We start from the raw sequence: 25,854 nt of genomic DNA on the forward strand, positions 1-25,854 counted from the left end.
TGCGGTCCTGCTGAGGCCCGGGGTGTCTGGATTGCTCAGGTCGGGTCGCCCGAGAAGATCGCACCCAGCTTCGGGGCCGCAATCGCTGAACCGTTCATGGCATCCACCATCGCCGACCGCCCTGATACCGGGCCGTTGCCGTCCTGACGCGGCCGCTGACACAGTCACTGACACGGCAGCGCATGGCCGGCGGTGATGCCGGTGACGGCGAACGACACGACCAGGTCGGCCGGTCCGGAGTCAGCCCGTGAGTGGGGAAATCCACTCGGTGAGCTGGATCGCCACGCCGTTGGGGTCGGTGAGCTGCATCAGCAGCTCACCCCACGGCTCCCGCCGGAGCGGGATGGTGATGGTGGCGCCTTCACCGCGCAGCCGCTCGTACTCGGCGGCGAGGCCGGTGACCGTGAACACCACGATCGCGTCTGCCAGTCCCTGTCCCGGTTGCCACCGCTCGAGGTTGCGCTCCATCAGGACCAGGTCGACGGCCGCGTCGTCACGGCCCTGCGCGATGAACTCCTCGCCGACCAGGATTTCGCGGAAGCCGAGATGACTGGTGAAGAACCGGCTGGAAGCGGCAGGGTCGGCGACGGTCAGGGATACAGCGGAAGAGACGATGTTCACACCACAGCACCAGAAAATGACATATCCCGATTCACCTCCCGACGGGCGTGTTCTTTGGATGGATCAAGCATCGCGCCGCGCGGTGCCGCGGATCAACGGCGACTATCGCAACGGTCGTTAACCCATGGTTGACGGTCTCAGCCGGGCAGCGGTCCCAGCTCGCGCACCACGCGAGCGAAGGCACGGATCATGTCGTTCTCCGCGTCGCTGCTCCACACGAGCCCGTACGGCAGCGCATCCATGTCCTTGACGGGCAGATAGGCGACGTCGGGGCGGGGAAAGTACCAGCTCACGTGGACCGGGAAGAGGGTGACGGCCTCGCCCAGGACCGTGTGCATAAAGACTTCCTCGAGGTTGTCTACGTTGGCGGTGCGGTCGATCAACCGGCCCTTGGGGGTGAGCTTCGGGACGAAGTGGTCGAACCAGTAGCCAGGCACAGACTCGATGACCACGTGCTGGAAATCGCTGATCGCCTCCAGGGAGACCGACGACCACCTGGTGAGCGCATGGTCGCCGGCCACGGCCAGCACCCTCCGCTCGGCGAAGAGCAGCGGACCCACCGTGAGGTCGGGCTCCTCGACGGGCAGCCAGGTAACCAGGATGTCGACCTCCCCTTTGCGCAGTTGGGCGAACGGATCCTGGTAGCCCGACATCCGCAGGCGCAGCTCCCACTGTGGGTGGCGGGCGCGGAAGGTCTCCCAGTACCGGCGCAGCTCCTGAACGTTGACGGGAAACAAACTCACCCGGAGCGTGCCGGTCTTGCCCCGGGCCGCCATCCGGGCCCGCTCCAGGCTCTGCGTCAACCCCTGATGCACCTGGCGTAGGTCGTCGCGGAGCTGCTCACCCACCGGCGTGAGCCGTACATTGCGGCTGTCCCGGGCGAAAAGCTCGACGCCGATGGCCCGTTCCTGCTTCTTGAGCGCCTTGCTGACCGCCGCCACGGAAACGTGCAGCCGCTCCGCCGCACGGCCGAAGTGCAGCCCCTCGGCAAGGGTCAGAAAGATCTCAATGTCGCGCAGCTCCACACGACCCCCCTCCGTCGACCCCACTATCGAGACCGTTCATTCGGGGCGCGAGTATGACATGTCGGCCCTATTGGAGCGGTCACCGCAAGTATGACGCGCGTCCGCCAGCCCTCGATCTTGGAACCGGCACCTGTCCGCGCTGGTCTCCTTCACCACCTGGGCCCAGCGCCAGGACCTCCTCGAAACCAACCCGGCCCGGCGGCTGCAGCGGCGCAAGCCCGCCCGTCGCGGTGACCGCGCCATCCCGGCCGCCTGGCTGGAGAAGCTGTTCACCGACCCCGCGCACGTGCAGCGCGAACGGGTGCTGTGGAGGCTCCTGTACCGCGCATGGCGTGATCAAGATCGACCCGGCCGCGAGCGTCCACGTCACCGCCTCCAGCGGTGACGTCTCGGTCGGCCGCCCCTTGCTGGACCTCCTGCCGAACGCGCCGAGCCGTACCTCGTGAGACCATTTCGTACGGCAGGCCAAGGAGGCCAAACCCAGGGCAGCGCGAGCACCCCTCACGCGCCCTGGCCGGCCAACGCTCGAGACGGGGCACGGCAGGTGTGTCGATCATGTGCACTCCCGCGGCTGCGCCACCCGCATGACGGTCCCCACGGGAGTCTCCAACCTCATCCCGGCCGAGATGCTTCTGAGGTCACCGTCGACCAGGCGATGGCCGCGCTGAACACACTCGGCGCGGCGCCGGTGGCCAACCCTGAGCTGCGAGCTCCGCCCCGACGGACCTGCCGCTGAGGCCCTTGAGCTCGCCGCCCTCACTCTGCCGACTGGCAGCGCGGCTGCGCGAACTCCACGAAGCGACGGAGCACCTGCGCATCACCCGCAAAACACTGCTGTCCCTCGCCGACGAACCCGAGGTCGAGATCGCGCACGCCCACTCTGCTCCCGAACTCCCTGACCATCCCGCCTACCGTCACATTCTGCACAGCTTCGCCGACCTCGGCCGGCCGCTACGAGCTCGCGACCTGTGCCAGGCCCTGGACCTGCCCATCGTCAAGAACAACACCGAGAACATCCACTCCAAGCTCAAACGCCTGGTCAGCCAGGGCATCCTCGTGGAGACCGAGCCGGGATCATTCGCTCAGCCTCGTCCCTAAAGAACCCGGCCCGGGCGTGACGTCGTCCATGGGCTGGCCCCCAGGGCGGCGGCGAGACGCGAAGCGAGGCTCGCGATGGCGGCACGCAGTTCCGGGCCGCCCTCGACGCGGAAGGGCAACGGCACGTTCGGCAGCCACTCCTGCGCGTACATCGTCGGATTGCTCGTGCTGCCGACGAGCACGCACCCGTCCCTCGACGGTTCGAGCCTTCCCATCGGCGGCCGGATCCAAGGCGCCACCTCGGCTAGGGGAGCGTCGAACACGACGCGCGTGGCGAACTCCCACCCGGCGCCAAGGTTCTCCTCCAGCGCCGCCACCGGGTCGAGACCGTCGGGCGGCTCGAACGCGTGCGTACTCCGCTGAACCCGGCGGACGCGGTCGACCCGGTAGGTGCGGACGGCGTCCGCGTGGTGGGAGTAGCACAGCAGGTACCAGCGCCCGTGACGGACGACGACCGCCCAGGGGTCCACCTCAGCCTTCCACTGGTTGCCGGACTCGCTCCGGTAGGCGACCACCACGCGCCGCCGGTCCGCGATGGCGGCCACGAGCGCGCTGGTGGTGGCGGGATCCGGACGGGCCGAGAACCGGTCGGGCGCCGCCGCCGCATACTCACGCAGCGCCGCCGCCTGCCGTCCGACGTTCTCGGGCAGGGCCTGGATGACCTTGCCCAGGGCGGCGCCGACGAGGTCGCCGACATCGGTGGCCGCCGGCTGGCCGTTGAGCACCGCCATGACCAGGCCAAGCGCCTCGGGTTCGGTGAAGGCGACCGGAGGCAGCCGCGTCCCGCGCCCGAGCCGGTACCCGCCATACGGGCCACGGACCGACTCGACGGGGATGCCCGCCTCACGGAGGATCCCGACGTACCGGCGCGCGGCCCGCTCCGTGACGCCCAGACAGGCGGCGAGCTCGCCGGCCGTCACGCCAGGGCGGCCCTGGAGGATCTCCATGGCGCGCAGAGCTCGTGCGGTGGGACTGAGATCGGTCGGCACACGAGCACATTACGAGGTCACGTAATGAACAGGAAGTAGAACGTCCGGAATCGGTCCTAGCCTGACGTCCTGACCGAATTCCGTCCTCGCCGGAACGCGCTGAAGAAAGAGAACTGACCATGGATATCCTGCTCATCGCCGGCCTGTGGCTCGACGGATCCGCGTGGGACGACGTCGTGCCCGCCCTTCAGGCACTCGGCCACCGCCCCGTACCGATCACCCTGCCCGGGCAGGGTGACGGGTCCGCCTCGGCCACTCTCGACGACCAGGTGGCAGCCGTGCTCGCCGCCGTGGAGTCGGCGTCAGGAAAGCCCATGGTGGTGGGGCATTCCGCCGCTTGCACCCTGGCCTGGCTGGCCGCCGACGCGTGCCCGGAGCGGGTCGCCAAGGTCGCGTTCATCGGCGGCTTCCCGGCCGCGGACGGGCAGCCCTACGCCGACTTCTTCGAGGTGAAGGACGGCGTCATGCCCTTCCCCGGCTGGGGTCCGTTCGAAGGACCGGACTCAGCTGACCTCAGCGAGGAGGCAAGGAGCGACTTCACGTCCGCGGCGATTCCCGTCCCTGCCGGGGTGACGAAGGGCGTGGTACGCATGACGGACGAGCGACGGTTCGACGTACCCGTCCTCGTCGTGTGCCCCGAATTCACCCCCGCCCAGGCTCAAGAGTGGATAGCCGCCGGAGACGTGCCCGAGCTGGCCAAGGCCAAGCACCTTGACCTTGTGGACATCGACTCGGGCCACTGGCCCATGATCACACGGCCTGCCGAGCTCGCCCGGCTCCTGGCCGCCGCGGCCCCTGAGGTCTGACACAGCTGCCGGCCATCGCTCCTGGCTGATCAGCCGGGTCAGCGTAGCGATCCCAGTCGACAGCAGAACGCCTTCGCGCAGCATGTGCACCACGGCGCGGTCGAGGGCTAGTCGTAGCTAGACAGTCACGTGCGGCAGCGTCGCCCTGCCCGCCTTGAGCTCCAAATGGGAGCCGGTGAAGGCAGCTCGCATGCGCCGGTCGTGGGTGACGATGACGAGCGAACCCTCATAATCGGTCAGAGCAGCCTCCAAGTCGTCCATCAGGTCCGGGGACAGGTGGTTGGTGGGTTCGTCCAGGAGCAACAGATCGACCGGTTCGCTGACCATGCGGGCGAGTTCGAGCCTGCGGCGCAGGCCGGGAGAGAGAGCTTTGACCGGCAAGGCGAGATGGGTGGCGCGGAACAGTCCCAGCGCGAGCAGCGCATCGGCGTGTTCGACCGGATCTCCCGGTCGCCCCGCCGCGAACGCCTCCAGGACCGTGCCTCCGCCGTACAACATGCCGTTCTGCTGACGCAGATGACCCACGCGGGGCACCCGGCGGACCGTGCCGGTGTCGGGGGCGAGTTCGCCGGCCAAGACGCGCAGGAGCGTGGTCTTGCCCGCTCCGTTGGGGCCGGTGACCAGCAGCCGTGCTCCCGGCTCGATGCGCAGCGACTCGACGTACAGGCGCTCGCCGACACGCACATCCGTCAGTTCCACGAGGGGGCCGGCGGTGCCGATATCGGCGGCGGTGACGTGGGCGGTGAACCGCAGCGGGCGCGGAGGCGGCGGAACCCGGTTCAGATGGAGCCGTCGAAGCCGTTCACGAGCGCCGCGGATCCTGCTCATCGCCCCATGCGCCCGTGATCTGGCGCGGAACGCACCCGCCCCGCTGAAGGCGGCCGGTGCCTTGCGCGGGATGGCGGCCAGCCGCTTCGCATGGGAATCGGCCAGCCCCTCCTGCTGGGTCACCTCGGCGCGCCACTCCTGGTGCTCTCGCGCCCAGCGCGCCCTAGCCGCCGCCTTGGCCGCCAGGAATCCGGTGTAGCCGTTGCCGTAACGGTGCACAGTGCGCAGATCGTGGTCTACCTCCACGATGGTGGAGGTGACCCGCTCCAGGAAAAGCCGGTCGTGGGTGACCGCGATCAAGGTACCCCGGTGATTTCGCAGGTGGTTCTCCAGCCAGGCGACGGCCTGGTCGTCAAGGTCATTGGTGGGTTCGTCGAGGAGCAACACCTCGGGAGCCGCGGCCAGGGTCGCGGCCAGCGCGAGCCGGGACCTCTGCCCGCCCGACAAGATGCCCAGTGGGCGGTTGCTGTCCAGTCCGGGCAGGCCGAGTGCGTTCAGCATGATCTCGACCCGGGTGTCGGCCTGATATCCCTCGCGGGCCTCGAACCGGGCGACCAGGTCGCCGTAGACGGCCAGCTCGGCGGGCGTGGCATCACCCAGGCCGAGCTCGGCCTGCCGTATCCGGCGCTCTAGGTCGCGCACGTCCGCCAGCGCGAGATCGATGGCGTCGCTGACAAGGGCGGTTCCGGGCAGATCCAAGGTCTGGGCCAGATAGCCGACGCCACCGGGCGCCGCGACGGTGACAGAGCCATTGTCGGGCCGGCTTCGTCCGGCGAGCAGGCGCAGCAGAGTGGATTTTCCGGAGCCGTTGTCGCCGATCACACCGATCTTTTCGCCGGGCTTGACGGTGAGCGAGACCTCGTTCAGCACGATCTTGTCGTCATACCGCTTGGTGACTCCGGACAGGACGAGTTGGGTGTCGGATGAGGGATGACCGATGCGCATATAAGCGTCCTCCTGATGTCGGCACGGCCGAGTGGACAGTCGCTGGCGGAGCTGGTGGTGCAGCGGCTCTGGTGCCGGAAAGGCCGGTGTTGACGCCGGTCCGCCGGTCAACCGGCGGTTTCGGGGGGCGGGTACGGCGTGTTCACTTAGGCGAGACGATCCGTCTCGTCTCGAAGGGAGACGATACCGGTTCCCCTTTGCTGCGTCAAGACGGACCGTCTCGTCTCGTTCCTTGGTCGGTTTGACGCATGACGACACAGCGCAAATCCCTCTCCAACACGACCCGCCGGAACGAGGCCTCCCGGCAGGCCATCACGCCGCGGTGGTGACCGCCAACGTGTCCCAGGAACACAACGAGCAGCCCTCCGGCGGCCAAGGCGATCAGCGGCCGGCGGTCGCCGAGGTGGTCTTGCACCGCCCGTAACTGGTCATGGAACCCGTCGCGCCAGCCTCCCGGCCGCCCCACCAGCACCTCCACGTCGACCTGGGCCACGTCTTGCCCGCGCCCGCCGGCCCGTCCACGGCCACCAGGCGGACTGGGCCGCAGGAGGGCCGCAGGCTCCTGATGCGGTCGGCCAGCGAACTCACCGTGATCGAGCCGGCGGCCTGGGAATGGATCCGCCGTCCGCCTCAACCTGGGAACGCAACTGGCGGGCGTGCCCGGCCATCAGGTCCGCGCCGAGGCCCTCCAGGGCCGATGCCGCTGCTTCCAGGAGTGAGGCGGCGTCATCGGGCCGGCCGAGCGCGATGAGAGCCTCCCCCTCCGCGATCCTCGCGAGATTCTCGCCGCGCTGATCGCCCAACTCCATGAAGCAGGAGCCGGCCCGGGTAGCGAGCCGGAGAGCCTCCTCCGGGTGGCCCTCCGCCACAGTGATCCTCGCTTCCAGACAGAGCAGCCAGGTGGTGCCGTAAGGGTCATCGCTGTGCAGCACCTTGATGGCCTCGTCAACGGCAGACCGTGCGGTGGACAGGTCGCCGTGCTGCAGCGCCACGCCGGCCAGGCGGCCCAGGACGTTGGCGGTGGAGGTTCTGCTGCCATGCCGCCTGACGAGCGCCGTCGCGCGGTTGAGGTGATCGACTGCCTCGGCGTACCTGTCCAGAGTGCCCAGCACGCTGCCGAGGTCGCGGAGCGCGGCGGCCATGAGCAGGTCGTCCCGGAGGTGTTCCGCGGCCTCCACCGCGCGGCGGCACGTCGCCACGGCCTCCTCCAGCTCACCCGCGTGATAGAGGCAGAACCCGAGCGCGCCGAGAGCGTGCGCCAGCTCATACGGCATCTCAAGCCGTTCGAACGCCTCCATGCACTGCTGAATGCCGGCAGTGGCCTCCGCGAGCAATCCCTGGCTGAGTCTTTGGTGGTTGCGATCGTACTCGGCCCGCCAGGCTGCGCCCTCGTTGCCGGCGGCGAGCGCCGCGTCCCTGATCAGTGTGTGGAGCCGGATCACCTTCCCCCTGCCCACGTAGACGTCGAGGTAGTCAGTGACGAGGTCGAGGAGGGCGGCGGCCTCCGTGTGCCAGCCGCGCGCGCAGGCCCGCTCGATGGCTTCGAGCAGCTGCCGGTGCTCGGCGAGGAGCCACTGCTGCGGCGCGCGGGACAACTCGCGCAGCTGGCTCTCCGAAAGCGTGTGCTGCGCCTCATATGGGGTCGGGCGCAGCCCGTCCACGGTCGCGGTCGCGTCGCCGGTGTGATAGCAGACGTGGGCGAGCGCCAGGAGCGCCTCCAGGAGGCGGCGTTCGGCGGCGTGGACGTGGGCGGGGTCGTCGCCCGCGAGCAGCTCCCGCGCGTACACGGTCAGCAGGTCGTGCAGGCGGTAGCGCGGCTCGCCGGTGATGTCGGTGCCGACGGCCTCCAGCAGGTTCGCCCTCAGCAGCTGCTCGATCAGAGACAGAGATCGAACCAGCGCTCCAGGGCTCCTATGTGCTTTTCGGTGAGCGGGGGAACCTGCTCGCGGTGAATTGTCTCCGATGGCACGTCGGCGAGGACAGGGCCCCGCCACAGCGACAACGCCTGCCGTAGCAGATCGGCCTCCCGAGCGGCGGCACCTGCTCGGGCCGCTTGCGCGGCACGGTCGAGGAGGTCGAAGAACCGCAGGACGTCGAGGCTCTCGCGATCGACCCTCATGAGGTAGCCCTGGTCCCGTGTTTGAATGAGGTGCGAGCCCTCGGCGCACAGGCTGCGCCGCAGCCGCGTGATGTGAGTTTGGACCGATGATCGCGCGTTGACGGGGCTCGTCCCATCCCACATGCCTGCGGCGAGTTGATCGAGTGACACGTACTTGTTCGCCTGCAGCAGCAGAGATGCCAGGGCGATGCGCTGCTTGGGGGCCGAAATCGAGACCGGCTTCCCCGCGATGACCACGTCGAGCGCGCCCAGAACACCGAATTGCAACCCTGCTCCCCTCTTCATGGCCACGATTGCGTCAAGACTCGGGGGTGGCGGCGACCAGCGATTCCGGTAGCCGAAGCCCAAGATATCTTGCAAAATCGGGTTTTCGGGGAGTGCACCATTGACCCCGAACCGATCACTTGCGCCGATGCCGGGCAATGGCTTCACCGAAACTCAGTTGGGGTCGGCCGCGGCGGATCTGCCGAACAGTTGCCGGCTTTGCTGGGTGTCCGCTGGGCTCGGGCCGGGCGCCGGACCACCCCGGCTCCCGCACCCTCCGCACCGGTGCTCACGCCGAGCCGCTGATCTGCTCAGTCAGGCACTAGGCCGCATGGCACGGACACACCATGCCATGCGCGCCGTGCCCTGTCTCCACGTCGCGTCGTTGCCTAGACGAAGGCGGTGACGCCGTCGTATTCGCCTTGGGGTGCTTCGCCCGTTGTCTCGTATTCGAGGAGCAGCAGGCCGTTCGGCGTCGCCTCGTGGTGGACCAGGCGGAGACCGGACGTGGCGCCCGGGCCGGTCAGAAGGCGCCGTCCGGCGCGGAGCACTGTGGGCGCGACCACGAGGCGGAGCGTGTCGATCAGGCCCGCCGGCAGTAGCGCGTCGGCTAGGCGGGCGCTGCCGTGGATCTGGAGCTCCCGTCCCGGTCGTGCCTTGAGCTCGGCGACCGTCTGAAGCGGGTCGCCCTTGAGCACGGTCGTGGGGTGCCAGGTCCCTTCGGTGAGGGTGTTCGACACGACGTACTTCGGCAGCGCGTTCATCCGCTCGGCGAACGGATCGGCCGGGTCGGTGATCTTCGGCCAGTCGCGCGCGAACGCCTCGTAGGTGCGCCGGCCGAGCAGCAGGCCGTCGGCGAGGTCGAGCCAGTCGGAGGCGCGCTGGACGAACGTCCCGTCGATGTGGGGCACGAGCCAGCCGCCGCGGGTGAAGCCGTCGCTGGTGTCCTCGTCCGGTGAGCCGGGTCCCTGGCTGACCCCGTCGAGCGTGACGAACTCGGTGAGGGTGATCTTCATCGCGGGCCCATGCCCTCGGTGAAAGCGGCCAGCTGGCCGGCGACCGAACCCCAGCCTTCGGCGAAGCCGAGCTTCTCGTGATGAGCGCGGGCCTCCGGGTCGCCGTGCCGGACGACCATCCGGTAGTCCGTGCCGTCCGGATGATCGTTCAGCGTGATCGTCGCGGTCATCGCGACCGGGGCGGGATTCGCGGGACGCCATGTGCTGGTGATCGCGTTGGTGAACACGATCCGCTCGAGTTCATCGACGGCGAGGAAGCACGCGTCCAGGTGCGGGACGAACTCGGCCCCGTCGTCACTCAGCCGTGTCACGAACGCCCCGCCGGGCCGCAGGTCCAGGCGGTCCACCCGGCAGCGGGACGGAGCCGGGACCCACCACTGCTCGAGCCGGGACGGGTTGGTCCAGGCACTCCACACGGTAGCGCGCGGGGCGCGGATGATCCGCTCCAGGCCAAGGTCGAGGTCGGGATTCATTGCCTGTTCTCCTCCGGGTTGGTGACGAACTGTTCGAGGCGGTCGGTGCGCTCCCCCCAGATCCGGCGCTGCTCCGCGAGCCAATCGTCGACGAGGGCGAGCTGCTCGCGGTTGAGCACGCACGTGCGCACCCGGCCGGACTTGACCGTGCGGATGAGCCCGTTCGATTCGAGCGTCCGTACGTGCTTCATGAACGAGGGAAGGGTCATCGGGAACTCGCGGGCGAGGTCGCCGACGCTCCTGGGCCCGTGGCCGAGGCGCCGGACGACGGCGCGCCTGGTCGGATCGGCGAGGGCGACGAATACGCCATCCAGTTGCGCCGAATACTGTGCCATGAGGCTAAGTATTTCGGGACGCAATGGTTAGCGCAAGGGCTAAGTGTCGAGTCGGTCGATTGGCGCCGGTGGCCGGACTGGCGAGTTGCTGGACCCAACCTGCCGCGCGAACCCGACCGACGCCGAAGCCGCGGTCGACAAGGCTCGCACCGATGGCGCCGCCGCCCTGGATCCCAGGCGTTCCTGCGGCACCTCGCACTGTCCCTGGCCGTCTGCGCGGCCGGTGCCGCCGACGCCCGGCGGCGCACCGACACCCAAGCACCACCGGCCCGTCGCGCCGATCAGCCGCCACCCCGCCGACCCGGGCGTGATCCCGCCGACCATCGCCGAGATCAAGCGCCTCTTCAACGCCGCCACACCGACGACACCCTCACTGCTGCACGCCGCCCATTGGTCAGCCTGGCGACGCCGCCACCAGGCCCGAGCCCGCTGGTTCCACAGACACGCCCGCCTGGCTACCGCGTAAACCCAGCTCAACTAACGAATGGCGACTTCCGTATTAGTCAACCGCAAGCGCCTCATTCCAATGTATTCGCCTACATGGAATTCTCGCGCAATGGTCGCCTTTTCACGGCCCCTTGGGACTCGCCAAGGCGCGTTGGCCTTGGCGGTAGGCACTTGGAGAAATGCCGTGGCGTTTTATGAATTGGGTGCGCAGGATGCCATTGGAATGGAAGCCGACTTTTCCGGCGATTTTCTGGATGGACAAGGTGGTGGTCGCCAGCAGTTCTTCTGCGAGGTCGAGTCTCTGGTCGGTCAGCCAGGCGTGGGGTGTGGTGCCGGTTACGGCCCGAAAGCGGCGGGCGAAGGTGCGCGAGCTCATCAATGCCTGTTTGGCCAGGTCATTGACTTTCATGGGCCGGTGCAGGTGGGTGCGTGCCCGGACGAGCAGGTCGGCCAGGCGGGTGTCCTCGTTGTCGGCGTGCGAGGAGGTGTCGGCCTGCGAGGGCCTGGGAACGTATTGTGTCTGTCCGCTCTCGCGGCGCGGTGCGACCATCCCTTCCCTGGCCACGGCGTGGGAGACGGCCGCGCCGTGTTCGCGGCGCAGCAGGTGCAGGCACATGTCGATGCCGGCGGCTGCGCCGGCCCCGGTGACGACCTGACCTTCGTCGACGTACAGGGCTTCGGTGTCCACGGTGATCGCCGGGTGGCGCTGGGCCAGGTGGGCAGACAGGTGCCGATTGGTGGTGGCACGCAGGCCGTCGAGCAGGCCGGTTTCGGCGAGCAGGAACGAGCCGGTGCAGTAGGCCGCGATGATGGCCCCTCGGTGATAGGCGTGGGTGATCGCCTTATTGGAGGGTGCGGGCAGGCTGAGCGGTCGATGGTCGGTGGGCAGCACGATGATCAGGTCGGCGTTCGCCATCGCCTCGGGCCCGTGCTCCACGTGCATGCACATGCCGAGGTCGGTGCTCAGGGTGCCCGTTTGGTCGGCGCAGACGGCGAAGTCGAGCCGGGGCAGTCCCATGCGGCTCCGATCGGCGAAGATGTTGCTGACCGCGCTCAGGCCGAACGCACTGACTCCGCGGGGGGCGTAGGCGAGCACAGATCGGAAAGGGGTCCGTGCTTTCTTGGCGGACCGTCCAAATGGCTGGTGGCTGTCGTCGTGCCATGGCTTAAAGCAGGCTCGGCTTACACGGGACCGCGATGGTGGGCCGCCTATGATCACCGTTGAGTCCTTCCATACGAGCCTGAGATCGCTGGCGAATGCTGCTGGTCATGGCCAATACGGCGGCAGCCCGGCTCGTCGATGCACAAAACGACGGCGCGGAGAAGGCCACGGCGAGAACGAGCCGGCTGTGTGCGACTGACGTCGTTCCGCCCTGCAGTGGTCGCGGCCGGCAGTTGTTGCGAGACGCTCGAGGTTACGTCACTCATGCATCTAACAATTCGAAGCCGTCGCTAGGTGACGAGCGCTCACGCACTGGCAGCGAAGCGCCTGTAAGGATACCAATGCACCCGATGAACTCGGCGGGAGAGCACGTTGGCGGTGCAGTTCCACTATCAGTCCTCAATGATCGACACCTACTCGCACAAGGAGAATTTCGGAAAGCTGATCGCTGTGAGTTCCCCTCGGCTGCTCATATTTCTCTCGCCCGTTGTCGTCCTGATGTCGTTTCGCTGTGGTCTGGTTGGTCCAGGCTGCCCTCGGCGGCGAGTCCTCCCGACTCGCCAGCGTGACCTTTGACTGTGTCAAGTACTACATTGAGAGATCTTGGGGTCCCACCTGTAACAGTGTGCAGTCGTCACCGTGGCGCTGGTGCAGTGGATCATGACACACGGTGCCGAGGTTGTCGCCAAACTAGTTGCGAAACCAGCCGGTTCTCAAACGTTGAGGCCGGCCGCCACGGTGCTCAGGGCGGATTGGGCATCGACGATGGGATCGCCGTGGCCGACGCAGGCTACAGCGCCCCGCAATCAAGCGCGCTGCTGTACGCGCGCCATGTACTGCGCGTACCAGGTCGGCCAGTCGGGGTCGGGGTGCCTGATCTCCTCCTCATGCCGGCCGTGCGCGGCCTCCGCCCGGCGCAGGGCCTCGGCCAGGTCGGCCACGGAGTCATAGGTCAGGTTCATCTCGGTACTCCTGCTGCGAGGACGGCCGTCCGGCCACCACGCTCCGGCTCCGGGCTCACCGGCCCGGAAGGCGGGTGGTGACCTCCTGGAGCATCCAGCCGTTGCCGTCGGGGTCACTGAACGAGGCGAAAGAGCCGTAGCTCTTGCGGTCCGGAGCCGGGCCGGACACCCGTCCCTCGGTCCCGGCGTGGTGCCACACCCCGCCCTCGTCATGGAACACCTCGCTCACGTCGGCCCCGCAGTCGATGAGCTCGGACCGTGCCGCCTCGATGTCGTCGACGATCAGGTACAGACCCTGCATCGAGCCCGGCGCGGCCGAGGTGATCCCGCTGCCGAAGACGACCGAGCACCCAGAGCCGGGTGGAGTCACCTGCACCACCCGGAAGCCGTCACCGGCGGCGAAATCGGCGTCCTCCCGCCACCCGAGCGCCTTGTAGAAGTCCTTGGCCCGGTCCACGTCGGCGACCGGCACCACCACGACCTCGAGCTTCATGTCCACGGCGGCGAACCCTCCCCCTCCGATGCCGCCGGTGGCCTGTGCCCGCCACCGGGCTGCCGTTGTGGCATGGGGGGTCGTCCCTTCCACCCTCGCGCCCCTCGCTGTCGAAGTCCAGGAGGAGAAGCTTCAACTCTCGGCAGGCGGCCGTCCAGCTCTTGGAGGGCAGGTCAGGGAATGGCCAGTGGACGAGCAAGACACCTCCTGGCCAAACCGCATGAAATATCACCCGATCCCTGCCGCTTCACCTGTTTCTGGCGTACTCCGGTGGCTCGGCCCCGGCCGGAGCGGCAGCTCAGCCCAGGTAGAAGTCCCTGCGAGCGGCCACGAACGCCTCGATCGTCTGGGCAGGTACGCCCGTCACGCGTTCGACGTCGTCGGACGCGCGGTCGTAGCGGTTCTCGCGGTGCAATCGGGCCATGGTGGCAATGTGCTGTTCGGTGTGCGGCGGCAGGCCCGTCTTCGCGAGCACCTCGGCCCGCCACCGGTCCAGCGGCACGTCCACATACGACACCGGGCGCCCCAACGCCCGCGAGAACTCCTCGGCCATCTCCGTCATGTCGACCGTGCGTGGCCCGGTCAGCTCGTAGACGTGCCCAACGTGCGGAGCCGGGTCGCGGAGCACGGTGGCGACCACCCGGGCGACGTCGTCCACGGCGACCGGCGACGTTCGCCCGGTGCCGAACGGCAGCGCGATGGTGCCGTTCTCCCGGATCGATTGCGCCGCCAGCGTGGTGAACAGCGGATTGTCCAGGAATGACGTCGGCCGGATGTGTACCACTGGCAGGCCCGACCAGTCGAGTACCTGCTCCGCCAGCCAGTGCAGCCGCTGCTGGTGCGACTCCGCGGTGCTGGTGGCGGTCATTTGCGACACCGTCATCTGGGACATGTCAACCAGGCCTGCCAGCTCCCCGTGCTCCCGCGCCACGGTGGCCACCACGGTCGCCGCCAGCAGATGGTCCGGCGACACAGGCATCGCGAAGTACATCCGCCCGACGCCCTCCAGCGCGGCCGCGACGCTCTCGGGCCGGGTCAGATCGCCGACGACCACCTCCGCGCCGAGCGCACGCAACTCAGCCGCACGATCATCGTCGCGACGGACCATCGCGCGCACCGGCACGTCCTGAGCGCGCAGCCGGCCGAGGACCGTGCGGCCCACGCCACCGGCGCCGCCGATGAGAACAAGGTTCCTGGCAACCATCGGTCGATCTCTTTCTGGTAGTTGACCCATCTGAGCGGAGCATGGCGACCTGGGCAAACACGTCCTGTTCGACTATCACAGCGGCGAGCGCCTGACCCACCCGAACGCCCGGCCGAACATCGACCCCGTGGTGGGCGATGGTCACAGGCTGTGGACTGCGGCAATGGTCCACTAATCACTTCACATGACTCGCACCTTTGCCACGCCGTCCGCCGCACGTAGCCGGCTACTCGCCTTCCGCGACCCGGATGATCGTCTTGCCGGGAGTGCGCTGGGCGAACGCGGAGGGTGCCTCGGCGAGTGTCCGCACGGCCCCGACGATCGGGCGGAGCCGTCCGTCCCGGACCCGCTGGGCCAGGTCCGCGAGCCGGGCGCGATTGTGTTCAACGACGAAGAAGATCGCCTGCCCGTCTCGGGGCCGGACCGTGGGTGGCGAGGCGATGGTGACGAGCGTGCCGCCGGGGCGCACCAGCGCGGCCGAGCGGTCCAGGATGTCGCCGCCGATCACGTCGAACACCACGTCGACCTGGCCGACATCTTCCAGGGAATCGGCCTGCAGGTCCAGGAAGGCGTCCACGCCGAGCCCGAGTGCCGTGTCCCTGGCGGCGGCCCGGCCGGTGCCGATCACCCGGGCTCCCGCCTCGCGCGCGAGCTGCACCGCGATGGAACCGACACCGCCCGCGGCGCCGTGGATCAGGACGGTCTGGCCGGCAGCGAGGCTACCGTGGTCGAACAGGCCCTCCCATGCGGTCAGTCCTGAGATCGGCAGCGCGGCGGCCACGATGTGGTCGACGCCGACCGGCAGCGGCGCGAGGTCGCGGGCCTCCACCGCCACGTACTCAGCCAGCGTGCCGTTGCGGGCCGGGTCGGTATACCCGAATACCCGCTGGCCGACGGTCAGGCAGGTGGTTCCGTACCCCAGCTCGGCAACGACACCCGACATCTCATGCCCGAGCACACTTGGCGTCCTGTCGCGGCCCGCGCGATCGGTCCACGTTGCCGGCCAGTCGAGCTCTCCGGGGGTGAACCCCGCAGCATGCACCCGCACGATGACGTCGTTCTCGACGGCGTGGGGATATGGCTCTTCCGTCAGGGAAAGCCCGGTCACACCGGCGGCGCGGTCTCGGATGGTGACGGCTTGCATGACAGGTCCTCGCCATTGGTGGAGATATCAAGCAGAACGAACGTACATGCCTGCGCCGGGGTTTGATCCGTTCCAACTCGCTGCGGCGAGTCGCCGGGGCCACCACCGACAGCCGGTCCAACCGACTCCGCTCGGCCCAGATAGGACGCGACGACATCATCCCCAGTGGCGGCACGCCGTAGCTATAGGAGTTCCGGGTCGCGGCAGCCTGTTCTCTTTCGTTCTCCGAGGGCGTTGCTTAGCGGCCGGCCTTCTCGTCGCGGCGCGGAAGTCGCCAGTTCGGCCGGATGTAATGGCATGTGTAGCCGTCGGGGTACCGTTCCAGATAGTCCTGATGCTCGGGTTCCGCTTCCCAGAATGGCCCGGCCGGCTCGACCTCTGTGACCACCTTGGCCGGCCAGAGGCCGGAGGCGTCCGCATCGGCAATCGTGTCTTCTGCGATCTGCCGCTGCTCATCGTTGGCGTAGAAGATGGCCGACCGGTAGCTGGCTCCGACGTCGTTGCCTTGGCGATTCTTTGTGGTCGGGTCATGGATCTGGAAGAAGAGCTCGAGAAGGTCCCGGTACGAGATCTCCTCAGGATCGAAGATGATCTCGATCGCCTCGGCATGAGATCCGTGGTTTCGGTAGGTCGCATTCGGTACGTCACCGCCCGTGTACCCGACCCTGGTGGCGTGTACGCCGGCGCGTTTGCGGATGAGGTCTTGCATGCCCCAGAAGCAGCCTCCGGCAAGGACCGCTCTCTCAGTTGTTCCGCTCATCGCTTTGCCCTTCGTCCGAGTACTCGAACAGTCTGCATCACTCCGTCACCCTCCAGCTAAGAAATATCCCTTGGCAATCTGGCTTCTTCTGTGGTTGATGAGATTTCAGGGATTGCGAAGGTCTATCGTCCTCATCGTTCCTCTTGCTCTGCTGAAGACGAGGAGGCCGGGAGTTGACGCCGGCGGTGATGCGGGATCTGTGGGTGGCGCATCCGTTGGCGACGCAGGGTGCGCGCCGAGCGGCGTTGGCGAGTATGTCTGATAGCTATGGGACAACAGACGTGTTATCCGCCGATTGAGCCGTACGAGACGGGGATGCTCGAGGTGGGCGACGGGAACGAGATCTATTGGGAGGTATGCGGCAACCCCGGCGGCAAACCTGTCGTCTTACTCCACGGCGGTCCCGGCGGCGGACTGCTGCCGGCGCAACGACGGTTCTTCGATCCCGAGGCGTATCGGATCGTCCTGTTCGACCAGCGCAACTGCGGGCGCAGTAGGCCGCATGCGGCGGACCCCGGGGTGTCGCTGGAGACCAATACGACCTGGCACCTCGTGGCGGACATCGAGCGGCTTAGGCAGCGGCTCGGCATCGAGCGCTGGCAGGTGTTCGGCGGCTCGTGGGGGACGACACTGGCGCTGGCTTACGCGCGGCGGTACCCGGAGCGGGTGAGCGAGCTGGTGCTGCGCGGCGTCTACTTGGCGAGCAAGGCTGATGACGCGTGGGCGTTCACCGGCACCGGGGCGGCCCGGTTGTTCCCGCGGGAGTGGGCGGCCTTTCGCGACTTCATCCCGGAGGCGGAGAGGGACGACTTGGTCTCCGCTTATCATCGCAGGTTGTTCGACCCGGACACGGAGGTGCATGTCCCGGCCGCGCGGGCGTGGGCGGCCTGGGAGTTGTCGGCGAACACGCTGCTCCCCGTCTCGCCGCCACCTCTGGACGACCGGGAGCTGGTGGGCTTCTCGCGCATCGAGGCGCACTACTTCAGCCAGGGGTGTTTCCTACAGGAGGGTGAGCTGCTCGACGTGGCTGGGATCCGGCACATCCCGTGCGTGATCGTGAACGGTCGGTATGACATGAAGACGCCGCCAGACGCGGCGTGGGACCTGCAGTTGGCCTGGCCGGAGGCGGAGCTGCGGATCGTCGAGGATGCTGGCCACGCCGGCGCCGAGCCCGGTACGCTGCACGAGCTCATCGCGGCCACTGACAGTTACCGGGACAGCAGCTCCGCCTCCTGACCCGCGAAGTGAGATCGGCCGCTGAGCTTCTGGTCGCCATCCGAATGGTGCCGCTCCGGGGCAGGCTGGCCGTAGGCGGCCCTTGGGTTCCGACGAACCCAAGGGTGCATAACCTCCCAGACCACCCCAATGGTTCAGCGCCAGCCCTTGGGTTCACGGGAACTCTGGGCTTTCTTGCGGTCCCGGCAGTAACGGCGCGGGAAACAACAGATATGCACGCCAGCGGTCCACCTTTCAGATTGCGTTTGAAAATCCTTGAGGGAGCCCCTGACCTGCATATCCGTTGAAAATTTCGCCGATACCACCGGGACGCCAACTCTTTACCTCGGTCCGCGCCGCCGGCACTTTACGCCGGTCCGGACCGCCGAGGACCGTTGCGGGCCACGTCGGTCAGTCCGGCAGGGACACGCGCAGGGAGACGGCGCCGCGCAGATCGAGCCAGGCCGCGCCGAGACTCCTCACCAGGCGCAGTACCACCTCCCCGCAGCTGGGGCACCGGGCCACCAGCCCGGGTTCGGGGCCGTACACGTGGAGCGACGCGATCGGCCCCGCCAGGCCGCAGTTTGCACAGCGGGCGGTAGCGGCGGTGACGTCCACGGCGAAGATCTCGGCCATCGGGCCCGCCAGCGCGTTGCCGTCGAGGTGTTCAGCGGTCATCTCAGCCTCCGGTCGGTCCGAAGCGTTCGGCCCTGATACGTTCGGGAGCGTGTTCGAGAGTGAGCAGCAGGTCAGCGGCGCTCTCCACGAACCCCGTCGGACCGCACACGTAGCAGTCGGGCTCGAGGTCGGCGGGCCAGCCGTTCTCGGCCAGGTCGTCCAGCATGACGCGGCCGGCCGGGCGAGACCCGCCTTCTGGCGGGGTGCGGGTGTAGAGGTAGATGACGTCCAGCCCGGGGTCCGGGCGGCGCAGCTCCTCGGCGTAGTAGCGGTTGCCGGGGTCGCGCAGCGAGTAGAGCAGGCGGAACGGCACGTGGCTGTCCGCCCGGCGACGGGCCCGGATCATGGCCATCAGCGGTACGATGCCCGACCCGCCGCCCACCAGCAGCACCGGCGCGGTGCTCTCCGGTCGCCAGACGAACCAGCCGCCCACCGGCCCGCGGATCTCCACCTCGTCGGCGACCTCGAGGATCTCGGTCAGGTACGGCGAGACCTCCCCGCCGGGCACGGCCTCGACGGTCAGCTCCACGGTGTCGCCGTCGGCCGGCGCGGCCAGGGAATAGCTACGCTGGGTGCTGTAGCCGTCCTCGGCGGTCAGCCGCACGTCCACGTGCTGACCGGCCAGGTGGCCCGGCCAGCCGGGCACCTGGAAGCGGAGCGTGCGGGCGGTGTCGGTCTCCTTGCGCACCTCGGCCAGCCGGGCGGCCCGCCAGCTCAGGCGGCGCATCGGGCGCACCACTAGTCGCCTTCGTAGCGCTGCTCGCGCCAGGGGTCGCCGTAGTTGTTGTAGCCGGCGCTCTCCCAGAAGCCGGGCGATTCGTCGTTCAGCAGCCGGATGCCGCGCACCCACTTGGCCGACTTCCAGAAGTACAGGTGGGGCACCAGCAGCCGGGCCGGACCGCCGTGGACAGGCGCCAGCTCCTCGCCGTCGAAGCGGTGCGCGATCCACGCCTGGCCGTCGAGCAGGTCTTCGAGCGGCAGGTTGGTGGTGTAGCCGCCGTAGGAGTAGATCAGCGCGTAATCGGCGGCGGTCTCCACGTCCTCGAACAGCACGTCGAGCGAAACGCCCGCCCAGCTGGTGTTCAGCTTGGACCATTTGGTGACGCAATGGATGTCGACCGTAGGGGTCTGGCTCGGCAGCGCCATCAGCTCCTGCCAGGACCAGCGGTGGGTCCGGCCGAACTCGGTGTCGATGACGAACTCCCACTGATCCAGCGGGATCCGCGGCGTCGGCCCCGCCGACAACACGGGAAAGTCCTCGACCAGATACTGGCCGGGTGGGAGCCGGTCGCCGCCCTCTCTGGGACGACCGCGAAAGCCGCGCGAGACGATGGCCACGGAAGCCTCCTTCAGCGACGGGTCATCTGGTCCTCCCACCATGCCCGGGCCCGTGATCCATATGCGGGACGCGGCCTAGGCTGAGGGGCTCTACCTGCGGATTTCCCACCTAGGGAGACGAGATGGTCGCGGCCTGACGGCCGCGACCATTGTCATTGCCGGGTCAGTCCTGCGGTGCGGTTTTGGCCTGCCTTCTCTCAGCGGGCTTGGTCCTCGGCTTCTTGTGCGGGCTGAACAGGAAACAGAACAGGGCGGCGGCCACCAGGACCGCGGCGCACGCCACGAAGGCGGTCTGCATGGCGATGACGAAGCCGGTGGCGAACGTATCGGCGGTGACGCGTTCGTACAGGCCGGTCGTGGCGGGGTTGAGGCCGTCGGGCGGCGTGGGCGGACTGTAGTTTTGCGCGGCGGCGGTGCTGTTGTCGATGAACTGGATGCGCAGATTCTCCGGTAGCTGACCGGCGCGCTTCTCGGCCTCACTCTGCAGGGTCGAGGTGAGGCGGGCCGACAGGAGGGCGCCCAGCACGGCGGTGCCGAGGACGCCGCCGATCTGCCGGGTGGTGCTGGAGACGCCGGAGGCCGCCCCGGCCGGTCGAGGATCGATGCCGTCCATGGTGGCCTGCTGCAGTGGTGCGAACGTGGCACCGCTGGCGATCCCGATGATGGTCAAACCGGGAAGCAGGCTCCACACGGTGCTGGCGGGGCCGACCCTGGCGACCAGCATCAGCAGGCCGACGGCCAGCAGCGTCATGCCGGTCATCAGGATGTACTTGCCGCCGAACTTGTCCGACAGCCGCCCGGCGTACGCCGAGCCGACCGCTGTGAGCACGGCGTTCGGCAGCACCACCAGGCCGGTCTCCAGCGCCGAGTATCCGCGCGCCATCTGCAGGTAGAGCACCAGCACGAACATGATGCCGATCATGCCGAGCTGGAAGACGAACCCGACCCCGTTACCGACCGCGAAGTTGCGCGTGCTGAACAGGGCCAGCGGCATCAGGGGCTCGTCCCGCTGCCGGTGCTGCCAGAGGACGAACACCGCCAGCAGCGCGACGCCCGCGACGATGACCGAGGCGATGCTGATCGGACCGGTGATGGTGCCCCAGTCGTAGCGTTCTCCCTCGATCAGGCCGAACACGATGCCGCTCAGCCCGGCGGTGGCCAGCGCGACGCCGACCAAATCGAGCCGGTGTTGCCGGCCCGAGCGGATGGGCGGCGCGAAGGTCAGCGCCAGCACGGCGGTGATGATCCCGATTGGGACGTTGATGAAGAAGATCCAGCGCCAGCTGAGGTGGGCGAGCAGGAAGCCGCCGAGGACCGGGCCGACGATCGGGGCGAAGCCGACGATCGCGCCGAACAGGCCGAACGCGCGGCCACGCAAATGCGGCGGGAAGATCGTCAGGATCGACGAGATGACCTGCGGGAACAGCAGCGCTCCGCCCAGTCCCTGCAGCAGCCGGGCGGTCAGCAGCTGGGGCGGTGAGTCGGCCAGCCCGCACATCGCCGAGGCGATGGTGAAGGCGATGATGCCGATCACGTACAGCCGGCGGTATCCGAAGATGTCCCCCAGCCGCCCGGTGGTGATCAGCAGCACCGAGAAGACGAGCAGGTAGCCGTCGATGACCCACAGCACCTGGTCGTAGGAGGCGTTGATGCTATGGATCAGCGTGGGGATGGCGACGTTGACGATGGATCCGTCGAGCAACGACATGAAGAAGCCGATGCACATGATCGCGAGAACCAGCCACGGACGCTGCGTGGCCGGTTGTTCGGCGGATTTGATTTCCGGCACTCCGGAGACCTCCCTGAGGGGAACCGTCTGCTGGGTGGTGACGCGGACCAGGCCGCTGATGCCAGGGCGGCGCTAACGCCAGGACACGGTCCCCGGCAGATCCCCGGGGGCTCGGGAAGGACCAGAAGGGTCGACGCGCGTCGCCACCATCACAGAACACCCTTTTCCAGGATGTGGTGAGCGACTTCCACCTTCCCCGCGTCATCGGGACCCGGGTGAAGCTGGTTGGCGAGGCGGAAAGCCCAACGGTGAGAAAGTCGGCACGCACTTTAACACAGCGGTTCGGCTGATTTTCTGGAAGATGACCGACACTGCGGGTCAGGTGCTGCTCCCGGACAAGCGCGCGGTGTTTCCTCGATGCCCCAAGTGGATGCGCTCTGACCTGCGGTTTCATTTGTCCAACGGGGCGAGCGCCACTTTGGACGATCTCTGGACAAAGATCCCTTGGTCGGCCGGAAAGCCGCGTGCCAGCATGGCGACGACGATCGACAGGCCGAGCCCCAGACCGTCGTCGGTGGCCCTGCGGCCCGCGGACGAGCCCCAGGACGAACCGACTGATCGAGGATGTATCCAAAACGCACACGCCGCATCTCGGCGAAACTCACTGCTCCGGAAGGAACCCGATGCGAGTCCTTGCTCTCCTGGCTGCGGGCACCACGTTCTTCGCCGCCCCACTGACCGCGCAGGCCGCCACCGGCTCGGCCGCCGGCCTGACCCCGGTCGCGAGCTCGAGTGCCCAGCGCGCGGCCGCCGCCTGGCCCTCCTGTGTGAAAGCCACCCGCACCAAGCTGAACAACGACGGTTGGTCCGATCCCAAATGGCAGGTCCGGGTGGCCAACAACTGCGCCAGCAGGATCAAGTACTCGATCGTGCGCGACCACCAGTCCGACTTCGGCTATGTGGAGGTCGCCGCCGGTAAGACCAGCTATCGCAACATCGGCAAGTACTCCTTCGGGCACAGTGCCTCCGAGCCCGACGGCGTGAAGATCTACTACCGGGGCACCCGCTACTCGAAGCGCTTCTGAGGCACGAGCGGGAAGCAGAGGACTTCCCTGCCGCCGCCCGCTATTTCTGCCGGCTCTGTCGCAGATTCGGTGGTGACGGTACGTCTCACCGCATCACACCGAGTCATGGATGGTTGCCGCGCCGGGTGAGCGCCTGCGGCCCGTACAACGTGTACGCCTGTCGTCCGTGCCCCCGCTCGGTCAGCGCCGTCACCACGAGCGCGGCCATGTCCCGCTCGCTGACGTGTAATTGACGACATGACCGGAAGCCCCACGCCCGCCGCCCCGACCACCAACGAACTGCTGGAGATCGCCGACGCCCTTCTCCCCGGCCGCTCCCTTGACACCGCCCAGGTCACAGAGGGCAATCTCCACCACGTCGTAGTCATCCCAGGAACAGCAGCCGTGCGGGTGAGCAAGCGCCCGTCGTCGGCGCAGGAGATGCCGCGCCGCATGGAGGCGCTGCGGGAGATCGCCAAGGCCGGGCTGCCCTTCGCGGTACCGGAGCCGCTCACACCCGTGACCTGGTTCGGTGAGCGCGCGGCGGTCGCCGTCTCTTGGATTGGCGGTGAGGCACAGCCCGAGGGGCAGGGCGACCCCGACCAGATCGGGAAACTGCTGCGCGCTGTGCGGGAGGTCACCGTCACTCCACGCCTTGGGCAGCTGCTCAACGCCCCAAGGGGGCAGGGCTGGGCCGAGGTCCTGGCTGAGGAGGTCGTTCCGCATCTGCCGGGCGGATGGCGGAGCGAGGTCCACAGGCGTCTGGAAGCGGCGGTGGCCTTGGAAGCCGTACCCGATGCGCTGGTCCACGGCGATCTGGGCGGCGCCAACGTGCACTGGAGCAGGGACGGCGAGCTGATCGGCGTCCTGGACTGGGATCAAGCGCACCTGTTCGACCCCGCTATCGACGCGGCTCTGATGGCCTGGCACGGCTGGGACACCGTCAGGCAGGCCGTGGACCCCGAGACCTACCGACGCGCCCGCGTCTACGACGCCGTGTTCGGCGTCGGGCATCTCGTCGGGGTCCTTGACGGCCGTCCGCTGGTGAACGTCGAGGGGTTCGTGCGCAGCATCGTCGCCTGGCTTGAGAAGGACGCCTAGGGGCTACCGAAGTTGCCGTTGCCACCGCGAATGAGAGCAAGCCAGGGAACTGCCAGTGCGTACCGCATCATGGCTCGGCTCTGCCGGTGGCCCACGCCCACGAGGCGATGCCGGCCCGATTTCTGGCTCCGGTCTTGCGCTGAATGGAGGCGATGTGGTTCTTGACCGTGCCCGGGGCGAGGAAGAGTTCCGCGGCAATCTCAGCGTTGGTCTTGCCGTGCGCGACCATCATCGCGATTTCGTCCTCACGTTCGGTGAGGACGACGTTCGGTGTTTCGTGGGGGAGGTTGCGCTGGCGCAGCAGCCGGACGGTGAGCTGCGGGCTGATGAGCATGTCGCCGTTCACGGCGGCCCGGATGGCCTCGATGAGCAGAGCAGGGCCGGAGCGTTTGAGGATGAACCCGGAGGCGCCGTGCCGTAGGGCGGCGTGCACGTACTCGTCGAGCCCGAACGTGGTGACGATCACGACATGAATGCCGGTGCCGGCCAAGGCGCGGGTCACCTCGATGCCGTCGGCCCTGGGCATCCGGATGTCGGCCAGCACGACATCGGGTTCGATCGTCCTGGCGGTATCGATCGCGGCGCGGCCGTCGGCGGCCTCGGCCACCACGGTCATGTCGGGCTGGGCGTCGAGGATCATGCGGAAGGCGCTGCGGATGCCTTCCTGGTCGTCGGCGATGAGGATACGGGTGGCCACACCGGCGATTGTGCCAGCGGCAGGCGGGCCGTCAGCGACCACTCCTCCGGTACGGCCTGCGTGACCAGCTCGCCGCCCTGCGCCTGGACGAGCGCGGCCAGCCCGGGCAGGCCGGAGCCGCCACTCCGGCTGCCACGCGTTCGGCTCACGCCGTCGTTGGTCATCGTGATCTCGAGGAATCCGGATCGGGCGCTGACGCTGAGAACGACCCGGCCGGCCTGGGGAGCGTGCCGCCGGATGTTGGTCAGTCCTTCGACGACGATCCGGTAGGCCAGGGCCGCGGTCTCCGCCGGAACCGTCACGGCGGGGTCCATGTGGAGGCGGACCTGCGCGGGACCGGCGGCGGAGAAGCGTTCGGCGGCCTCGCGGATGCCGCTCAGGTCGCCGGCGGCGGTGAGGGGCCGATCGTGGTGCAGCATGTCCAGGGTGCGATCCAGCATCGACATGGCCCGCTGGCCCGCTGGCCCGCGGCATCGACACGTTCGAGCGCCTGCCGAGGATCGCCCGCGACCATGCCCGCCTGGGCGTGCGCCAGCATCTCGCTGATGTCATGCGCGACGAAGTCGTGCAGGTCCCTGGCCAGTTGAAGCCGCAAGGCGGTGCGAGCGTCGGCCACCGCGCGGTCCTGCCGTACGTCGAGAAAACGCAGGTAACCGCCGACAACGGCGGCCAGCAACGCGCCCAGCCCCCAGAACGTGCACACGCCCAGCCCTTCCAGGGGCGAAGCGGGGGTGAAGACGCGCAGCAGCCAGGTGGCCGCGGCCAGGCCCGCCGCCAGTGCGGCCGGCGCGGCCTGCCGTGTCGGCGCGTACCGGAGGACCAGGCCGGCCAACACCATGAGCGCCACGCTCTCGGCCATCCCCAGCGCGTCGGCGCCCAGCGCGGGCTGCGTCGCGCCGATGAGATGGGCCAGCGTGACGGCCAGGGACACGGCCGCGGCCACCAGCGCCGCGACCTCTGCGGCTGCTGTCCCCGAGATACCAGTAGCGAGGTGCAACACCGGCTACCTGCCGGACCGGCTGCGCAAGTGTCTCAGCAATTGCGCATATATGGCCTTGCGGATGCGCTCCCTCAGTCGATCGATCCTGAGGCGCTGCGGACGCTTGGCATGGACGCGATTCTTGACGACTGCAGGCTTGTGCGCCGTGGCGTGCCGCACGCGCTTCTTCTCGCGCGCGGCAGGCCGCTTCAGCTGCTGAGCGGGCGTGGGCTTCGGCGTGGCGACCGGCGTTTGTGCAACCGAGCTTGGAGCAGGCGAGGAAGAAGCATCCTGCGACGGTGGATGAGTTCGCTTCGCCGCAGGAGACTGAGCGACAGAGCGGTCTGCTCGTACGGCCTGGC

28 protein-coding genes are annotated in these 25,854 nt (G+C 68.3%); 6 read left to right on the forward strand and 22 right to left on the reverse strand.

The genetic code is table 11. The features are described 5' to 3' along the window. Positions 1–240: 240 nt before the first annotated feature. The gene (locus EJK15_RS04255; protein WP_138709032.1) at positions 241–621 is read right to left on the reverse strand and encodes a VOC family protein; all 381 of its coding nucleotides are present in this window, start codon (positions 619–621) and stop codon (positions 241–243) included. 137 nt (positions 622–758) lie between these two features. Then, a complete protein-coding gene (locus tag EJK15_RS04260) occupies positions 759–1,646 on the reverse strand; it encodes a LysR family transcriptional regulator (RefSeq protein ID WP_138709033.1) in 888 nt (295 codons plus the stop codon). A 741-nt stretch (positions 1,647–2,387) separates the two neighbouring features. Between EJK15_RS04260 and EJK15_RS04265 the strand changes: the two genes are divergently transcribed. Beyond that, complete coding sequence (locus tag EJK15_RS04265) at positions 2,388–2,744, forward strand: hypothetical protein (RefSeq protein WP_138709034.1); 357 nt, start codon at positions 2,388–2,390, stop codon at positions 2,742–2,744. On the opposite strand, the gene EJK15_RS04270 is transcribed toward EJK15_RS04265, so the two are convergent. Then, positions 2,741–3,733, reverse strand: coding sequence for a helix-turn-helix transcriptional regulator (locus tag EJK15_RS04270; protein ID WP_138709035.1), 993 nt, complete (start codon positions 3,731–3,733; stop codon positions 2,741–2,743). The two genes, EJK15_RS04265 and EJK15_RS04270, sit on opposite strands and share 4 nt — an antisense overlap. A 119-nt stretch (positions 3,734–3,852) precedes the next feature. Between EJK15_RS04270 and EJK15_RS04275 the strand changes: the two genes are divergently transcribed. Continuing rightward, a complete protein-coding gene (locus EJK15_RS04275; protein ID WP_138709036.1) occupies positions 3,853–4,539 on the forward strand; it encodes an alpha/beta fold hydrolase in 687 nt (228 codons plus the stop codon). A gap of 117 nt (positions 4,540–4,656) precedes the next feature. Here the strand turns inward: EJK15_RS04275 and abc-f are convergent, their stop codons facing one another. The 6 genes from abc-f to EJK15_RS04310 form a co-directional block, all read right to left on the reverse strand. After that, a complete protein-coding gene (gene abc-f, locus EJK15_RS04280) occupies positions 4,657–6,312 on the reverse strand; it encodes a ribosomal protection-like ABC-F family protein (protein WP_138709037.1) in 1,656 nt (551 codons plus the stop codon). Between the two features lie 584 nt (positions 6,313–6,896). Next, positions 6,897–8,099, reverse strand: coding sequence for a tetratricopeptide repeat protein (locus EJK15_RS04290; RefSeq protein WP_138709039.1), 1,203 nt, complete (start codon positions 8,097–8,099; stop codon positions 6,897–6,899). 89 nt (positions 8,100–8,188) lie between these two features. After that, on the reverse strand, positions 8,189–8,863 hold the full coding sequence (locus EJK15_RS04295) for an AfsR/SARP family transcriptional regulator (protein WP_138709040.1): 675 nt from the start codon (positions 8,861–8,863) through the stop codon (positions 8,189–8,191). A 221-nt stretch (positions 8,864–9,084) separates the two neighbouring features. Next, positions 9,085–9,711 carry a dihydrofolate reductase family protein gene (locus EJK15_RS04300; RefSeq protein ID WP_138709041.1) on the reverse strand — a complete coding sequence of 209 codons (627 nt, stop codon included), beginning with the start codon at positions 9,709–9,711 and terminating at the stop codon, positions 9,085–9,087. After that, positions 9,708–10,184, reverse strand: coding sequence for an SRPBCC domain-containing protein (locus EJK15_RS04305; RefSeq protein ID WP_138709042.1), 477 nt, complete (start codon positions 10,182–10,184; stop codon positions 9,708–9,710). The genes EJK15_RS04300 and EJK15_RS04305 overlap by 4 nt, the downstream gene beginning before the upstream one ends. Next, the gene (locus tag EJK15_RS04310; RefSeq protein WP_138709043.1) at positions 10,181–10,519 is read right to left on the reverse strand and encodes an ArsR/SmtB family transcription factor; all 339 of its coding nucleotides are present in this window, start codon (positions 10,517–10,519) and stop codon (positions 10,181–10,183) included. The genes EJK15_RS04305 and EJK15_RS04310 overlap by 4 nt, the downstream gene beginning before the upstream one ends. An 85-nt stretch (positions 10,520–10,604) precedes the next feature. On the opposite strand from EJK15_RS04310, the gene EJK15_RS04315 reads away from it, so the two are divergent. Beyond that, positions 10,605–10,985, forward strand: coding sequence for a hypothetical protein (locus EJK15_RS04315; protein ID WP_138709044.1), 381 nt, complete (start codon positions 10,605–10,607; stop codon positions 10,983–10,985). A 102-nt stretch (positions 10,986–11,087) separates the two neighbouring features. Here EJK15_RS04315 and EJK15_RS04320 read toward each other — a convergent pair whose 3' ends face one another. From EJK15_RS04320 to msrA, 6 genes are all read right to left on the reverse strand, one after another. After that, a complete protein-coding gene (locus EJK15_RS04320; protein WP_206060643.1) occupies positions 11,088–12,062 on the reverse strand; it encodes a GlxA family transcriptional regulator in 975 nt (324 codons plus the stop codon). 872 nt (positions 12,063–12,934) lie between these two features. Then, positions 12,935–13,090, reverse strand: a complete 156-nt coding sequence (locus EJK15_RS70200; RefSeq protein ID WP_171074107.1) for a hypothetical protein — start codon at positions 13,088–13,090, stop codon at positions 12,935–12,937. Positions 13,091–13,145: 55 nt separating this feature from the next. Next, entirely contained in the window at positions 13,146–13,676 is a 531-nt protein-coding gene (locus tag EJK15_RS04325) for a VOC family protein (RefSeq protein ID WP_240776758.1), read from the reverse strand. Between the two features lie 205 nt (positions 13,677–13,881). Then, on the reverse strand, positions 13,882–14,787 hold the full coding sequence (locus EJK15_RS04330) for an NmrA family NAD(P)-binding protein (protein ID WP_138709045.1): 906 nt from the start codon (positions 14,785–14,787) through the stop codon (positions 13,882–13,884). A 226-nt stretch (positions 14,788–15,013) separates the two neighbouring features. After that, the gene (locus EJK15_RS04335) at positions 15,014–15,931 is read right to left on the reverse strand and encodes an NADP-dependent oxidoreductase (RefSeq protein WP_138709046.1); all 918 of its coding nucleotides are present in this window, start codon (positions 15,929–15,931) and stop codon (positions 15,014–15,016) included. A gap of 238 nt (positions 15,932–16,169) precedes the next feature. Continuing rightward, positions 16,170–16,691: a peptide-methionine (S)-S-oxide reductase MsrA gene (msrA, locus tag EJK15_RS04340; RefSeq protein ID WP_138709047.1), complete on the reverse strand. Its 522-nt coding sequence runs from the start codon at positions 16,689–16,691 to the stop codon at positions 16,170–16,172. Positions 16,692–16,958: 267 nt separating this feature from the next. Between msrA and pip the strand changes: the two genes are divergently transcribed. Then, positions 16,959–17,927, forward strand: a complete 969-nt coding sequence (gene pip, locus EJK15_RS04345) for a prolyl aminopeptidase (protein ID WP_138709048.1) — start codon at positions 16,959–16,961, stop codon at positions 17,925–17,927. Between the two features lie 390 nt (positions 17,928–18,317). Here pip and EJK15_RS04350 read toward each other — a convergent pair whose 3' ends face one another. The 4 genes from EJK15_RS04350 to EJK15_RS04365 form a co-directional block, all read right to left on the reverse strand. After that, a complete protein-coding gene (locus EJK15_RS04350; RefSeq protein ID WP_138709049.1) occupies positions 18,318–18,584 on the reverse strand; it encodes a DUF6510 family protein in 267 nt (88 codons plus the stop codon). A gap of 1 nt (position 18,585) precedes the next feature. After that, positions 18,586–19,311 (reverse strand): ferredoxin reductase, encoded by a 726-nt coding sequence (locus EJK15_RS04355; RefSeq protein WP_171074108.1) that lies wholly within the window; start codon positions 19,309–19,311, stop codon positions 18,586–18,588. Positions 19,312–19,322: 11 nt separating this feature from the next. Continuing rightward, positions 19,323–19,922 carry a sulfite oxidase-like oxidoreductase gene (locus tag EJK15_RS04360; RefSeq protein WP_138709050.1) on the reverse strand — a complete coding sequence of 200 codons (600 nt, stop codon included), beginning with the start codon at positions 19,920–19,922 and terminating at the stop codon, positions 19,323–19,325. Between the two features lie 163 nt (positions 19,923–20,085). Continuing rightward, positions 20,086–21,711: a DHA2 family efflux MFS transporter permease subunit gene (locus EJK15_RS04365; RefSeq protein ID WP_138709051.1), complete on the reverse strand. Its 1,626-nt coding sequence runs from the start codon at positions 21,709–21,711 to the stop codon at positions 20,086–20,088. 623 nt (positions 21,712–22,334) lie between these two features. On the opposite strand from EJK15_RS04365, the gene EJK15_RS04370 reads away from it, so the two are divergent. Further along, entirely contained in the window at positions 22,335–22,736 is a 402-nt protein-coding gene (locus EJK15_RS04370; protein WP_138709052.1) for a hypothetical protein, read from the forward strand. Between the two features lie 237 nt (positions 22,737–22,973). After that, positions 22,974–23,816, forward strand: coding sequence for a phosphotransferase (locus EJK15_RS04380; protein WP_138709053.1), 843 nt, complete (start codon positions 22,974–22,976; stop codon positions 23,814–23,816). A 67-nt stretch (positions 23,817–23,883) separates the two neighbouring features. Here EJK15_RS04380 and EJK15_RS04385 read toward each other — a convergent pair whose 3' ends face one another. Genes EJK15_RS04385 through EJK15_RS04395 form a run of 3 tightly spaced genes read right to left on the reverse strand, consistent with a single transcriptional unit; the run spans position 23,884 to position 25,513 of the window. Further along, complete coding sequence (locus EJK15_RS04385; protein WP_138709054.1) at positions 23,884–24,513, reverse strand: response regulator; 630 nt, start codon at positions 24,511–24,513, stop codon at positions 23,884–23,886. Further along, positions 24,453–24,932, reverse strand: a complete 480-nt coding sequence (locus tag EJK15_RS04390) for a sensor histidine kinase (RefSeq protein ID WP_171074109.1) — start codon at positions 24,930–24,932, stop codon at positions 24,453–24,455. The genes EJK15_RS04385 and EJK15_RS04390 overlap by 61 nt, the downstream gene beginning before the upstream one ends. Then, positions 24,890–25,513: a histidine kinase gene (locus EJK15_RS04395; protein WP_138709056.1), complete on the reverse strand. Its 624-nt coding sequence runs from the start codon at positions 25,511–25,513 to the stop codon at positions 24,890–24,892. The genes EJK15_RS04390 and EJK15_RS04395 overlap by 43 nt, the downstream gene beginning before the upstream one ends. Positions 25,514–25,854: the final 341 nt, after the last annotated feature.

The organism is Nonomuraea basaltis, assembly GCF_005893125.1.
Taxonomy (GTDB): Bacteria; Actinomycetota; Actinomycetes; order Streptosporangiales; family Streptosporangiaceae; genus Nonomuraea; species Nonomuraea basaltis.